At 71.7% G+C, this 14,747-nt stretch carries 8 protein-coding genes; 5 read left to right on the forward strand and 3 right to left on the reverse strand.

Annotated elements, in window-relative coordinates; translation table 11 throughout:
- Positions 1-171 precede the first annotated feature (171 nt).
- Positions 172-4,377, forward strand: coding sequence for a ribonuclease E/G (locus ACLB9X_RS18690; RefSeq protein WP_410361517.1), 4,206 nt, complete (start codon positions 172-174; stop codon positions 4,375-4,377).
- A gap of 152 nt (positions 4,378-4,529) precedes the next feature.
- Here the strand turns inward: ACLB9X_RS18690 and ACLB9X_RS18695 are convergent, their stop codons facing one another.
- Positions 4,530-6,560 carry a glycosyltransferase gene (locus tag ACLB9X_RS18695; RefSeq protein WP_410361518.1) on the reverse strand — a complete coding sequence of 677 codons (2,031 nt, stop codon included), beginning with the start codon at positions 6,558-6,560 and terminating at the stop codon, positions 4,530-4,532.
- A 325-nt stretch (positions 6,561-6,885) separates the two neighbouring features.
- On the opposite strand from ACLB9X_RS18695, the gene rplU reads away from it, so the two are divergent.
- From rplU to ACLB9X_RS18715, 4 genes are all read left to right on the forward strand, one after another.
- A complete protein-coding gene (gene rplU / locus ACLB9X_RS18700) occupies positions 6,886-7,206 on the forward strand; it encodes a 50S ribosomal protein L21 (protein ID WP_114036861.1) in 321 nt (106 codons plus the stop codon).
- A 14-nt stretch (positions 7,207-7,220) separates the two neighbouring features.
- Positions 7,221-7,475 (forward strand): 50S ribosomal protein L27, encoded by a 255-nt coding sequence (gene rpmA / locus ACLB9X_RS18705; protein ID WP_030779398.1) that lies wholly within the window; start codon positions 7,221-7,223, stop codon positions 7,473-7,475.
- Between the two features lie 144 nt (positions 7,476-7,619).
- Positions 7,620-9,056, forward strand: coding sequence for a GTPase ObgE (obgE, locus tag ACLB9X_RS18710; RefSeq protein ID WP_410361519.1), 1,437 nt, complete (start codon positions 7,620-7,622; stop codon positions 9,054-9,056).
- Positions 9,057-9,172: 116 nt separating this feature from the next.
- Positions 9,173-10,912: a stealth family protein gene (locus ACLB9X_RS18715; RefSeq protein ID WP_410361520.1), complete on the forward strand. Its 1,740-nt coding sequence runs from the start codon at positions 9,173-9,175 to the stop codon at positions 10,910-10,912.
- A 78-nt stretch (positions 10,913-10,990) separates the two neighbouring features.
- On the opposite strand, the gene ACLB9X_RS18720 is transcribed toward ACLB9X_RS18715, so the two are convergent.
- Together ACLB9X_RS18720 and ACLB9X_RS18725 are read right to left on the reverse strand one after the other, a co-directional pair.
- Positions 10,991-13,801: a stealth conserved region 3 domain-containing protein gene (locus ACLB9X_RS18720; protein WP_410361521.1), complete on the reverse strand. Its 2,811-nt coding sequence runs from the start codon at positions 13,799-13,801 to the stop codon at positions 10,991-10,993.
- Positions 13,798-14,718: a hypothetical protein gene (locus ACLB9X_RS18725; protein WP_410361522.1), complete on the reverse strand. Its 921-nt coding sequence runs from the start codon at positions 14,716-14,718 to the stop codon at positions 13,798-13,800. The genes ACLB9X_RS18720 and ACLB9X_RS18725 overlap by 4 nt, the downstream gene beginning before the upstream one ends.
- Positions 14,719-14,747: the final 29 nt, after the last annotated feature.

The raw sequence follows: 14,747 nt of genomic DNA on the forward strand, positions 1-14,747 counted from the left end.
CACAGGAGACTTTCGCCAGGCCGTACGCACATCGCGTAGGGAACCGGCGAGCCAGACATCAGCTCCCGTGCGGCGCCCGCGCCCCGGACGGCGGCACCGCGCACATCACGCGGGCCGCGGCCGGACCGGACCAGGCACGGCGCCCGGGAGCGCGACGGGAGAAACGCCCGCATGCTCGAGCCGATCGAATCCGGCACTGCCGGAGACAACCAAGAACACGCCACCCCCAGCGACACTCTGCCGCCGCGCCGCAGGCGCCGCGCAGCGTCGCGTCCCGCGGGTCCGCCGAGCGCGGCGGACACCGCCGCACTGAGCGAGGCCGCCGCGCCGGAAGCCGTTGCCACGACGGAGAGCGCCGAGGCCGTCGCCGCTGACCCCACCGCTGAGATCCCCGCCCCCGCCGCGGAGGCCGTCGAGGCGCCCGCGCCGCGTACGCGTCGCCGCGCGACGCGCAAGGCGACCGCTCCGGCGGGCGCGCCCGAGGCGGCGGAGCCGGCCGCGGACGAGTCCGAGGAGACGCCCGCGCCGCGTACGCGCCGCCGCGCCACCCGTAAGGCCACCGCGCCTGCCGGTGCCCCGGCGGAGGCCGCCTCGGCGGACGCCGTTACGGCCGAGGCCGAGGAGACCGCCGAGGCCGCCGCCATCCTTGAGGCCGCGGAGACCGCCGAGACGGTCGTCGCCGCCGAGACCGCCGCTCCCCGCCGTACGCGGCGCCGGGCGTCCGCTCCGGCCGGCGCGCCCAAGGCCGCCGAAGCGGAGGCCACGCAGGCGGAGGCCGCTGAGGCCGTCGTGCCCGCGGTGGCGGGAGTCTCCGCCGTGGTCGGCGAGAGCGCCGAGGCCGAGGCACCCGCTCCGCGCACCCGTCGTCGCGCGACGCGCAAGGCGACGGCCCCGGCCGGCGCGCCGCAGGGCACGGAGGCCGAGACGGAGACCGCGGAGGTCCCGCAGGCGGCCGCCGTGTCCGCGTCCGCCGACACCGAGGCGGAGGCGCCCGCGCCGCGTACGCGCCGTCGTGCGACGCGCAAGGCGACCGCTCCGGCCGGTGCACCGGCCGTCGCCGAGGCCGCCGACACCGCTGCCGCCGCCGCGTCGGAGGAGGCAGCCGTCGCGTCGGAGGAGGCCGTCGAGCCCCAGGCCGCTGAGGTCGAGGCCGCCGAGGTCGCCGCGCCGCGCCGCCGCCGTCGTGCGTCCGCCCCGGCCGGTGCGCCGAAGGCTGCGGCCGCCGAAGAGGCCCCGGCCGTGACGGAGGAGCCCGCCCCGCGTACGGGCCGCGCCGCCCGTCGGGCCACCGCGCCCGCCGGTGCCCCGGCCGTCGCCGAGGCCGACGAGCAGGCCGTCGAGACGGGCGAGAGCCTGCCCGAGAGCGCCGTCGAGCAGATCGCCGCCGACGAGGCGCAGGTCGCCGCTGCCGAGAAGGCCGCCGGCCGTGGCCGCACCCGTCGGCGTGCCGTGTCGCCCGAGTTCACCACCCCGCAGCCCCGGGCCGCCGCGCCGGCCGAGGAGGCCGAGGCGCCCGCGCGCGGCCGCCGGGCGCGCCCCGCGGTGCCCACCTTCCAGGCCCCGGTCTTCGCCGAGCCGATGTTCCAGACCCCGGAGACCGCCGCGGCCGCCGCTGCCGCTGCCGCGACCGCCGAGGAGGAAGACGAGTTCGCCGAGGCGGTCACCGAGACCGCGGCCCCCGAGCAGCCCGCCGGCCGCCGTCGCCGCCGTCGTCGGGGCGAGCCCGCCGAGCCCGTCGAGACCGCCGCCGAGGCCGTCGAGGCCGAGGAGGAGGCCGAGGCCGAGCAGGCGGAGGCCGCGCAGGGCGAGGAGGCCGACGAGTACGAGGACCGGCCGTCGCGCCGGCGCCGTCGCGGGGGCCGTCGTCGCCGCCGTGGCGAGGCCGCCGACGTGGACGAGTCCGCGGAGGAGACCGCCGAGGAGGCCGAGGCCGCCGCCGAGGAAGCGGAGGAGGAGGCCGAGGAGGAGGACGAGGCCGGCACGCCGTCCGCCGCCGGGACCAGCAGCAGCCGCCGTCGCCGTCGCCGTCGCCGTCGCAGCGGTGACGTGGCCGGCGAGCCCGAGGCCACCGACGAGGACGGCGTCCGTACGGTCGTCAAGGTCCGCGAGCCCCGCAAGAAGGAGGAGCCGAGCGACGAGGTCCAGTCCATCAAGGGCTCGACCCGTCTGGAGGCGAAGAAGCAGCGCCGCCGCGAGGGCCGCGAGCAGGGCCGCCGCCGGGTGCCGATCATCACCGAGGCGGAGTTCCTGGCCCGCCGCGAGGCCGTCGAGCGGGTGATGGTCGTCCGTCAGAGCGGCGAGCGCACCCAGATCGGCGTCCTCGAGGACAACGTGCTCGTGGAGCACTACGTCAACAAGGAGCAGGCCACCAGCTACGTCGGCAACGTCTACCTGGGCAAGGTGCAGAACGTCCTGCCGTCCATGGAGGCCGCGTTCGTCGACATCGGCAAGGGCCGCAACGCCGTCCTGTACGCGGGCGAGGTGAACTTCGAGGCGCTCGGCATGGCCAACGGCCCGCGCCGCATCGAGGCCGCCCTCAAGTCCGGCCAGTCGGTGCTGGTCCAGGTCACCAAGGACCCGATCGGCCACAAGGGTGCCCGCCTGACCAGCCAGGTGTCGCTGCCCGGCCGCTACCTGGTCTACGTGCCCGAGGGCTCGATGACCGGCATCAGCCGCAAGCTGCCCGACACCGAGCGGGCCCGGCTGAAGACGATCCTCAAGAAGATCGTTCCCGAGGACGCGGGCGTCATCGTGCGCACCGCCGCCGAGGGGGCGAGCGAGGACGAGCTGCGCCGCGACGTCGAGCGTCTGCAGGCGCAGTGGGAGGAGATCCAGAAGAAGGCGAAGAACGGCAACGCCCCGACGCTGCTCTACGGCGAGCCGGACATGACCGTCCGGGTCGTCCGCGACATCTTCAACGAGGACTTCACGAAGGTCGTCGTCAGCGGTGACGACGCGTGGGAGACCATCCACGGCTACGTGTCGCACGTGGCGCCCGACCTGGTCGACCGCCTGCAGCGGTGGACCAGCGAGGTCGACGTCTTCGCGGTCAACCGGATCGACGAGCAGCTGATGAAGGCGCTGGACCGCAAGGTCTGGCTGCCCAGCGGCGGCTCGCTGGTGATCGACAAGACCGAGGCCATGGTCGTCATCGACGTCAACACCGGCAAGTTCACGGGTCAGGGCGGCAACCTCGAGGAGACCGTCACACGGAACAACCTGGAGGCGGCCGAGGAGATCGTGCGCCAGCTGCGGCTGCGCGACCTGGGCGGCATCGTCGTCGTCGACTTCATCGACATGGTGCTGGAGTCCAACCGGGACCTGGTCATGCGCCGACTCCTGGAGTGCCTGGGCCGCGACCGCACCAAGCACCAGGTGGCCGAGGTGACGTCCCTGGGCCTGGTGCAGATGACCCGTAAGCGGGTCGGCCAGGGACTGCTGGAGTCGTTCTCGGAGACCTGCGTCCACTGCAACGGGCGCGGTGTGATCGTGCACATGGAGCAGCCGTCCGCCGCCGGTGGTGGCGGCAAGCGCGCCAAGAAGCGCGGCCGCGGTGGTGCGGTCGTGGAGCACGAGCACGTCGAGCCGCAGGCCGTGGCGGTTGCGGAGCCGGAGGTCGAGACGGAGGCGGAGCTCGCCGCCGAGGCGGCTGCGCCGGTCGCGCTCGAGGAGCCGGCCTTCGCGCCCGACGAGGAGCTGTACAGCAGCGTCGCCGAGGCGGAGGCCGCCGCGACGCGCGGCCGTGGCCGCCGGCGGGCGACCCGCAAGGTGTCGGCCCCGGCGGGTGCGCCGAAGGCGGCGGAGCCGGCGGTGGTGGCGGTGCCCGAGCCGACGCCGGAGCCCGAGCCCGCGGCTTCGCCCGAGGCGGAGGCTCCTGCCGAGCCGGCCCCCACGGGCCGTACGCGCCGCCGCGTCACGCGTCAGGTGTCGGCCCCGGCCGGGGCACCGGCTCCGGCCGAGGTGACGGTGGCCCCGGCGGTGAAGCCGGAGCCGGAGCCCGAGCCGGAGGCCCTGGCCGTGGTCACGGAGGAGGCGCCGGTCGCGGCTCCGCCGCGGGCCCGCCGCCGGGTGACGCGCAAGGTCACCGCCCCGGCCGGTTCGCCGTCGGGTGCCGAGGAGGCCGCGATCGTCGTGGTCGCCACGGAGCCGAAGGCTGCCGAGCCCGAGCCCGAGGCGGCGGAGCCGGAGGCTGCTCCGGTGGCCAAGAAGACGGCCCGCAAGACGGCCAAGAAGGCGACGGCGAAGAAGGCCGCGGCCAAGAAGACGGCCGCGAAGAAGACGACGGCCAAGAAGGCCACGGCGAAGAAGGCCACGAAGAAGGCGGTGGCGGCCGAACAGACGCCCCCGTCGGTCTCCGCGACGACGTCCGAGGACTAGCCCCCTCCCACCGCGGCCCGCCCCCGTTTCCACGGGGACGGGCCGCGTCGGCGTTTACGCACGCCGCCCGCCCGCCGAGGGACACCGGTCCGCAGGCGAGGCGAGGCCTCGGGCGTCACGGCCTCCGCGCGATGGGCGTCCCACGCGGCGAGTCAGCGCTTGCCGGGCGTCAGCGCCCTCACGCGCTTCAGGAGCGCCTTCACGATCGCCACCCGGCCCACCCGCAGCACCAGCTTGTTGCGCTTCTTCGCCACGGCCGCGCAGCGCGGGACGCCGCGGCTGGTCCAGCGCGTGTTCGTGAGGTCCGACTGCGGCGCCACCGGCTTGGACCAGCCCTTGCCGCGCTGCGACGGCAGCCACAGCGACACCGTCCAGGAGCCGGTGGCGAGTCCCTCCAACGGGACGTTGGCCGTGAAGGCGCTGTCACCCGTCGGGATGACCGGCACCGTCACGGACCTGCCGCCGTCGCCCTCGAGCCGTACGCCCAGCGCGCCCGCCGGCAGCCCCGCGAGCTTCCAGCTGCCGGTGACCTCCAGCTGCGAGGGGATCGTGGTCGACCAGCGGGTGCCCTCGATGCGGAACTTGTCCGCGACCTTGTGCTTGTTCTCGCCGACGTCGAGCGTCAGATTGCTGTACGGCTGCGTGTAGTACAGCGCGGCCGCGAAGTTCTCCTCGCCGTCCGCGACGACGTACGTCCGCGGCGCGGCGTCCACCGCGGGCAGGCGCCTGTGGCCGAAACGGATCTCCTTGACGACGTCGTGGACCCGGACGGCGACGAACACGTCCCACAGGCCCTTGGGGAGGCGACCGCCGTCGACCGCCGTCGTCAGCTCGATCTCGGCGGCGAAGCCGGCCTCCGGGTAGCGGTACCTCCCGGCGTCCTCCTTGCCCGCGCCGAGCTCCGGCGTGGCCACGACCGTCGTCGGGAAGCGGTGCTCGGCCTTGGTGTCGCGCTCGCGCAGCACCAGCTCCGTGCCGGTGGGCACGTCCTGCGCGACCCGCCGCAGATAGGCGTGACCCGTGATCCTCAGTACGCCGTCCTCGATGCCGACCGAGTCCAGCCGGTGGCGGTCCTGCAGCGCCGTCGTGACGTCGTAGATCTCGTCCGGGATGCCGCGCTCGGCGTCGCGGAAGAACGGCAGCAGGGTGTAGGCCCGGTCGCCCTCGACGAGAACCCCGGGCTGCTCGCCGCTCGAGCGGTGCCGCCGGTCGGCCTTCTCCAGCTCGATGGACTCCTGGAGCATCCCGCGCCGGATGAGCTCGCACCGCAGGCGCGTGATCGCGTTCACCCTGGCCTTGAGCGAATCCGGGTAGGACCGCTCCAGCAGGGCGCGCAGCTGCTCGTAGTTCTTCTTCTGCAGCTCCGGGTCCGACTCCCTGGCCAGGTGGATCAGGGCGTGGAACATGTCGATCGACAGGTGCCGGTTCATCAGGCCGTCACGGTCGGGACCGGCCGGGACGTGCTTCTCGACGAGATCGACCATCAGCTCCAGCACCTTGATGCGGCTGTCGGCGCCGCGCGTGGAGGTCGTGATGTTGCCGCCGTCGTCGCGCTTGACGATGTACAGGCAGTCGTAGTCGGCGACGACCGAGATGCCGTCGGCCTTGAAATAGAGCATGCCGGTGAAGAGCTGGTCCTCACAGGTCTTGTACCCGAGGGGGAAGCGCAGCCCGTGCTTCTCGATCAGCTCGCGCCGGATCAGCTTCAGCGGGTTGAGCGCCCAGTAGACGCGGGAGCTGAAGACGTCCGTACGGGGCTGGTTGCGTACGAACATCGACGCCGGCGCGCCTCGCCCGTTGACGCCCTTCATCTTGCCGAGCACCACGTCGGTCTTGTTCTTCTCGGCCATCGCGAGCATGCGCTCGAGGGCCTCCTCGCCGAGGTAGTCGTCGGCGTCGAGGAAGAAGACGAACCGGCCCCGCGCGTGGTCCAGGCCCTTGTTCCGGGGGGCCGAGGGGCCGCCGGAGTTCTCCTGGTGGAACACCCGGAACAGGCCGGGGTACTCCTCGGCGAAGCGTTCGAGCTCCTTGCCGGTACCGTCGGTGGAGCCGTCGTCGACGGTGATGATCTCCAGACGGTCGCGCCCGATCGACTGCTCGACCACGGAGGTCAGGGTCTTCGTGAGGTACGGCATGGCGTTGTAGGCGCCGATGATCACCGAGATGTCAGGCGAGGTGGTCAAAGCTCGTCGTCCGTTCCGCGTGCAGCCCGAGCGCTGGTCGCTGCAGCCGCAGCCCCTCCCGGTCGACTCGATGCCGTTATTGAGGTGTTCACAGGAAAGTCGGCACCGATTCTACAAAGCCCGCATGCCGGTGGAGGCCGAGTTTGACCCGCCGCGGGCGGGTCCGTAACCTTGTCCTTCGGCGTGTTTCCTTATGCGCCCACCCCTGAGCACCTTCCTCCCGGTCCGCCGGGAGAGGCCGCTCGTCCATTCCGGATCGTCTCGGGCCCGCGCCCGTGTGAGCGGCTGGCATCAGGGGTCCGTTCCGAGCGAGAGAGAGATCCGCGTGTACGCCATCGTGCGCAGCGGTGGTCGCCAGCACAAGGTTGCTGTCGGCGACATCGTTGAGGTTGACAAGATTTCCACCGCCAAGGTTGGCGACACGGTCGAGCTCTCGACCCTGCTCGTTGTCGACGGCGACGCCGTGACCAGCGACCCGTGGGTGCTGGCCGGTATCAAGGTCACGGCCGAGGTCGTGGACCACCACAAGGGCGCGAAGATCGACATCCTTCGCTACAAGAACAAGACCGGCTACCGCCGCCGCCAGGGTCACCGTCAGCAGTACACGGCGATCAAGGTCACCGGCATCCCCACGGCTGCGAAGTAAGGGACTGAGGAGAGATGGCACACAAGAAGGGCGCATCGTCCACCCGGAACGGTCGCGACTCCAACGCTCAGCGGCTCGGCGTGAAGCGCTTCGGCGGTCAGGTCGTGAACGCCGGTGAGATCCTGGTCCGCCAGCGTGGCACCCACTTCCACCCCGGTGCGGGCGTCGGTCGTGGTGGCGACGACACCCTGTTCGCGCTGCTGCCGGGCGCGGTGGAGTTCGGTACCCACCGTGGCCGCAAGGTCGTGAACATCGTTCCGGTCGCCTGACCGGTTCTCGTACGAGGGGCGGACCTCACTTCCCGGGCCGGGAAGCGGGTCCGCCTTTCGTGTGTTGAGAGACAGACATTTCCGTACGTACGTCACCGGCGTCACCGTCGCCGGCGGCATCCCGTCATCACTGGAGGCACTTCCATGACCACCTTCGTGGACCGCGTCGAGCTGCACGTCGCCGCGGGTAACGGAGGCCACGGCTGCGCCTCCGTGCACCGGGAGAAGTTCAAGCCGCTCGGCGGGCCCGACGGCGGCAACGGCGGCCGCGGCGGCGACGTCATCCTGGTCGTCGACCAGTCCGTGACCACGCTGCTCGACTACCACCACAGCCCGCACCGCAAGGCCACCAACGGCAAGCCCGGCGAGGGCGGCAACCGCTCCGGCAAGGACGGCCAGGACCTGGTCCTGCCCGTGCCCGACGGCACGGTCGTGCTCGACAAGAAGGGCAACGTGCTCGCCGACCTGGTCGGCCAGGGCACCACGTACGTCGCCGCCGAGGGCGGCCGCGGCGGTCTCGGCAACGCGGCGCTGGCCTCCGCGCGCCGCAAGGCCCCCGGCTTCGCGCTGCTCGGCGAGCCCGGCCGCTCGGGCGACGTCGTCCTGGAGCTGAAGACGGTCGCCGACGTCGCGCTCGTGGGGTACCCGAGCGCGGGCAAGTCCTCGCTGATCTCGGTGCTCAGCGCCGCCAAGCCGAAGATCGCGGACTACCCCTTCACCACGCTCGTCCCGAACCTGGGCGTCGTGACGGCCGGCTCGACCGTGTACACGATCGCCGACGTCCCCGGCCTGATCCCGGGCGCGAGCCAGGGCCGCGGCCTGGGGCTGGAGTTCCTGCGCCACGTCGAGCGCTGCTCGGTGCTGGTGCACGTGCTGGACACCGCGACGCTGGAGTCCGACCGCGACCCGGCCACCGACCTCGACGTCATCGAGGAGGAGCTGCGGCAGTACGGCGGCCTGGACGACCGGCCGCGCATCGTCGTCCTCAACAAGGTCGACATCCCCGACGGCCAGGACCTGGCCGACATGATCCGCCCGGACCTGGAGGAGCGCGGCTACCGCGTCTTCGAGGTGTCGGCGGTGGCGCACAAGGGCCTCAAGGAGCTGTCGTACGCGCTGGCCGAGATCGTGGCCGCGGCGCGGGCCGCCAAGCCGGTGGAGGAGGCGACGCGGATCGTCATCCGCCCGAAGGCGGTCGACGACGCGGGCTTCACGGTCACGCAGGAGGAGGACGGCCTGTTCCGCGTGCGCGGCGAGAAGCCGGAGCGCTGGGTGCGCCAGACCGACTTCAACAACGACGAGGCCGTGGGCTACCTCGCGGACCGGCTGAACCGCCTCGGTGTCGAGGAAGAGCTGATGAAGGCCGGTGCCCGCGCGGGCGACGGCGTGGCCATCGGCCCCGAGGACGACGCGGTCGTCTTCGACTGGGAGCCGACGGTGATGGCGGGCGCGGAGATGCTCGGCCGCCGCGGTGAGGACCACCGCTTCGAGGCCCCGCGGCCGGCGGCGCAGCGCCGCCGCGACCGCGAGGCGGAGCGCGACGAGGCGCTGAAGGAGTTCGAGGGCTTCGACCCGTTCTGACGGGTGCCGCGAACCCGCCTCGGCAGTGGCCGGATCCCGTCAGGAGGGGGTCCGGTCACACGTCATACTGGGTACGTTCACCATTCGTACCGATCAGGTTCAAGGAGTCGACCCCCGTGCGAAATCCCGAGGCACCCCGGCTGCTTGGGGTCTACCGCCGAGCCGTACCGGAACGCGTGCGGCGGGCCATCGTTTCGCAGGTCGACGCCGACGTGCGCCGTCGGCTGAAGATGCGTATCGCCCATGGCACGGCCATCGCCGAGCGGCTCCGCAGCGGCCGCGTCGCCAAGCGCTACGAGGCGCTCGCCTCCGGTCCGGACCGCGCCGTGGTCAACGTCGGCCGGGAGGCGAAGGTCGCCCTGGTCACGCCGGCGGTGACCCCGCTCCAGGCCCGGCGCGCGAACCTGGACGCCGTTCTGAGCGCACTGGCCGAGGCGCAGATCGACCACTTCTGCGTACGGGGCAAGTCGGACACCGCCGGTGCCGTGGCCGTGCACGAGCGGGATCGCGCCGCCGTCCTCGCGGCGCTCGCCGACGCCTGCCACCGGCTGCCCGGCTACGTCACGGTCGTCAAGGGAAACGCTCCCGCTTCGGCGATCTCTCATCCCGGCTTCGAGGCGTCCACCTGGCAGCGGCTGCGTGACGCCGGCATCCTGCGCGTCACCTGGTACCGCACCGACCCCACGCGCCTGCTGACGCTGGGGAATCCGTACGGCTGCGACATCGAGTTCTGGCACGAGGAGCAGGGCGAGTTGGTCCCGCCGAGGCCCGGCAAGGTCGCCGCGGCTCTGCCGGTCCGGGGCACGAGCGTCACCGCGCCGGAGTCGTATTTCACGAGCCTCGCGCCGCGGGATTCGGCTGATGCCGCACAGGTTCCCACGCGCCCGGAGATGGCCGTCGTCCACACCGACGAGGTCACCTTCCCCATCGATGTCGTCTACACCTGGGTGGACGGCGCCGATCCCGCCTGGCTGCGGCGCCGCGCCGAATTCTCCGGCGAGGGGTACCACGCCGAGGCGGCCAACGCCGCCCGCTACCTCAGCCGCGACGAGCTGCGCTACTCGCTGCGCTCCCTGCACATGTACGCCCCTTGGGTGCGCACCGTCCACCTCGTGACCGACGACCAGACGCCCGACTGGCTGGACACCGAGGTGCCGGGCCTGAAGGTGGTGAGCCACAAGGACATCTTCCGGTCCCCGCACCTGCTGCCCACCTTCAACTCACACGCCATCGAGAGCCAGCTGCACCACATCGACGGGCTGTCCGAGCACTTCCTCTACTTCAACGACGACGTGATGCTCGGCAGCGAGGTGACACCGCAGGACTTCTTCTTCTCCAGCGGCCTCACCAAGTTCTTTCCGTCCTCCGCCCTGGTGCCGCTCGGTGAGCGGACCGTCGACGACCCGCCGGTCGCGGCGGCCGGCAAGAACAACCGGCGCCTGATCGAGGAGCGTTACGGCGCCGTGCTCGTGCAGAAGATGAAGCACATGCCGCATCCGCTGCGCCGCAGTGTGCTGACGGAGATCGAGTCCGAGTTCGACGCCGAATACCGGCACACCGAGGCGAGCAGGTTCCGCAGCATCGACGACATATCGATCGCGTCGTCGCTGCACCACTACTACGCCTTCCACACGCAGCGTGCCGTGCCGTCCCAACTGCCCTACGCCTACCTCGACCTGACGCACCCGTGGACGGAGACCAGGCTCGGGCGGCTGCTCGCCAACCGCGACAAGACGGTCTTCTGCGTCAACGACACGGTCTCGACGGAGCAGGATGTGACGGAGCAGAAGGATCTGATCACGCCGTTCCTCGAGGCGTACTTCCCGGTGCCGAGCCCGTTCGAGAAGAAGCAGTAGGACACCGAGCGCACAAGAGAGAGGCCTTCCTCGTCCGGGCCGGACGAGGAAGGCCTCTCTCTTGTGCGCCGCCTGCCGTCAGTCGCGCTCGAAGCGCGAACGGACCGGGAAGTAGGCGTTCAGGAAGGCCTGCAGCACGCGGTCCTGCTCGTCGACCGGGACCTCGGCGTCGGCAGACTCTCCGATGCAGAAGACGTCGTGGCTGCGCGAGGCCAGAAGCCTGCTGAGCACCGAGTGGTGCTCGTAGTTGCCGACGTTGATGTAGCTGCAGGAGATGGCGGACGGCACCGAACGGCCGGTGAGGTAGCCGTAGTGGTGGTGCAGCGAGGAAGTGATCGACAGGTCCGTGTTCGCCCGGAACGGGTTGCGGGCCGTTGCCGAGACCTCCTCCGGGAACCGCTCGGCGATCTCCGTGAGCACGCTGCGGCGCAGCGGATGCGGGGCGTGCAGGAAGCCGTGTGTGGCGACCCGGCCGAACGCCCCTTCCAGAAGAGCCCGGTTGTTCTTGGCCGCCGCGAAGTAGCCTTCGTCGTCCGGCGACGGCTCGCTCGGCGGGACGGACGTCGGCGAACGGAAGAGCTTGGCGACGCCGTTGCTCAGGAAGAACGAGCCCGGAGAGAGCGGGCGGCCGATGAACACGTCGTCGTTGAAGTAGAGGAAGTGCTCGGACAGCCCGTCGATGCGGTGCAGCTGGCTCTCGATCGCGTGCGAGTTGAACGTGGGCAGCCAGGACTGGTCCGGGAAGATGTCCCGGTGGGCGACCACCTCGATGCCGGGCTGGTCGGTGTCCAGCCACTCCGGCGTCTGGTCGTCCGTCACCAGGTAGATGTTGCGCACCCAGGGCGCGAACATCGCCAGTGACCGTAGCGAGTACCGCAGTTCGTCCCGGTTGCGGAACCGGACGTCGCCGCTGTCGGCGTCGTCGACCGGCATGTCCAGGCTTCGGCGGACGTCGTCACGCCGCTTGCGCCACGCCGGGTCGGTGTCGTCGACCCAGGTGTAGACGACGTCGACGGGGAAGTCGACGTCCCACATCAGCTGCTTGGTGAACTGGGCCAGCGTCGGATAGGCGTGTCCGCCGACCTGGAGCTTGGCGGTGGGCTCCAGCGAGGGCAGGCGGCGGCCGAGGAGGGTGGTCGAACGCGGGCTGTTGCGCCAACCGTCCTCGTCCTCCTCCCAGAACTCGACGGTGCATCCGTACGCCGGTCCGTAGCGCAGCGTCCGGCTCGCGCTCGTCACCGGCTTGAAGACCCGCACGCCGGCGATCTCCCCGACACCGTCGAGCCGCTCGGCCAGTACGGCGCCGGGAGCGGCGCCCCGCGGAGTGATCAGCTCGCCGTACACGGGCTTGCCCTGCAACTCGGTCGCCAGCGCCTGGAGGGCGCGGGCACGCTGCTCGACCGGTACGGCCAGCAGGTGCGCGATTCCGTCGTTGCGGACAAGCACGAAGGGAACGCCGGAGTCCTCGAACGCCTTGGTGGTGATCTCCAGGTTGAGGTTGGCCATCGTGGGGCCGTCGATGTCGTCCCGCTCCTCGGCGAGGCGGCCGGCGGAGCGGATCAGGGACCGGTTCTGTGCCTGGATCAGTACCTCGCGCGCCTTCTGCTCGTCCGAGGAGTTCGCCAGGAGGGACACGGGCGCCGCGACGCTGAAACTCTTGGTGCCGCCCTGTGCGATGCGCAGGGCGGTGCGGTCGGCGCGGGCGGCCAGGCGCTCGGGAGTGTCACGACGGGCGACGAGGCGCTCGAACAGCTCCTCCCACTGTGCGGTGATCTTCTCGCCGGAGAAGCGCTCGTTGACGCCGGACCGCGCCGCCTTGCCGAAGGCGTGCCGCGTGTCGTCGTCCTTCATCAGACGGGACATGGCGTCGGCGAGGGAGTCGATGTCGCGCGGCGGGACCAGCAGTCCGTCCACGTCGTGCCGGATGATCTCGGCGGGCCCGGTGACGATGTCGTACGCGATGACCGGCACACCGGCTGCGAACACCTCGAGCAGCACCAGAGGGAACGCCTCGTTGCGTGAGGGCAGGAGGCACAGCGAGGCCTTGGCCCACTCCTGCTCCATCTGGTCGGAGCGGCCCATGAGTTCGACCTGCGAGTGCAGGCCGAGTCCCTCGACCAGGTGACGCAGGCGCACCTGCTGCGGGCCGTCGCCGAAGATGCGCAGCGTCCAGTCGGGGAAGTCGGCCGAGACTCGGTGGAAGGCGTGGATGGCGTGGTCCAGCTGCTTCTCCGGGGTCATCCGGGCGGCCAGGACGATGGTCCTGCTCTCCAGGTCGGCCCGCGGGCGGTAGCCGTCGGGGACCGCGTTCGGGATGGCGACCAGCTCGGGTGCGGCGTCCTGGAGCGAGTCCGCGAACCAGTCGTTCGTGCGCTCGGTGAGGGAGACGAGGGCGTCGATCCGAGGTGCGTACACGAGGAGCGGCTCACCGGAGACGCCGCGCAGCTGAGAGGCGCGGTGCTCCTGGTGCACGGTGATGACGCGGGCCGGGGCGAGCTCCGCGACGGCGGCCATGAGTGCCGGCGTCGTGGTGACGAGGACATCGGTGTCCAAGGAGCCCAGTGCCTGGGTCATCTCGATGTCGGAGAGCCGGTTGAAGGTGCTCTCCCAGGCCGGCTTGATGATCTCGCTGGGCAGGGACGCCAGCGTGCGGCACGCCTCGGCGTTCAGGGAGGATTCCCGCACGGGCCGCTCGTACGCACCGGTCCGGTCGACCAGGTAGCGCCGCCGGACCTTCCGTGCGGCGGCGAAGAACGGCTCCTGCCGCGTCTTGAAGACGCTGAGGACTTCGACGTCGTGGCGGGGTGCGAGATGAATGGCCTGCGTGTAGGCGGCCATCTCGGTGCCGCCCATCTCGTCGCCCCAGGTGAGCAGAAACGTGATCTTCATGCGATTTCCTCTGTGCTCTGGGGCGGGGCTATGACTTCTGCGCAGTTGACGGCGAGCGCTCCGGCCGCGGTGACATGGGCGTGCACCCGCATGAGGGTGCCGTTGTCGAGGACGACGATACGGAAGGGAGTGCGGTAGACCTGCCGGGGGTGACGGACGTCGGTCAGCTGCCGGGCGATCTTGAGCCGGGCGCCGCCGAGCCGCAGGTACAGGTCCCAGGTGCGAGCCGTTCCGCGATAGCCGCCCATCTTGTCGAGCGGCACGTCGAAGCTGAAACGGTCGCCCTGCCACGCGGGCTTCGCCGTGACGGTCTTGTGATTGCCGCGGCGCACCACGGCCTCGGCTGTTCCGGACGCCTCCGCGCGGGCGCAGCCGATGAGCCGGCCGTGCACAGTGATCCGGTCCCAGCGCAGGTCGAACGCGGTGAGTTCGGCGTGGGGGCGGGGGGCCCGGACCTTCAGCAGCGCGAACCCGTCGACAGAGCGGACGGGACGGAAGACCGCGCCGCTTGTCGGCGACGGCGAGGACGGCAGGGTCGGCCCGTCCGAGACCTCCCGGGCGGCGGCAGCGGTGACCTTCGTACGGTGCGTCTGCCCGGCGAGGTCCGTGATCAGCACGGCGAGTCGCCAGATGCCGCTGCTCAGGGCCGGCCCGCGGCCGGCGGGCTCCGGCTGGTCCCGGTGGCGCAGGGGCACGGTCGCGGTGAGCAGCAGGGTTCCGTCGGCCTGTGGTTCGAGCTCCAGGGGCACCCGCTCGCGGGCCGTGCCGTGGGAGAGCATCAGAACGGCGGAGGCGACGTCCCGGCGCGGAACGGCGACCGCGAAGTTGAGGGTCCGGCCGCCCGACACCGAGTAGTGGACGGGCCGGAGTTGTGGGCGCGGCCGGATGCCGCCGCCGATCGTCGGTACCGTGTGCAACTGCTCGACGCGACGGCGCATTCGTACAG

Origin of the sequence: Streptomyces sp. 5K101 (assembly GCF_046506645.1) — a bacterium.
Lineage (GTDB): Bacteria > Actinomycetota > Actinomycetes > Streptomycetales > Streptomycetaceae > Streptomyces.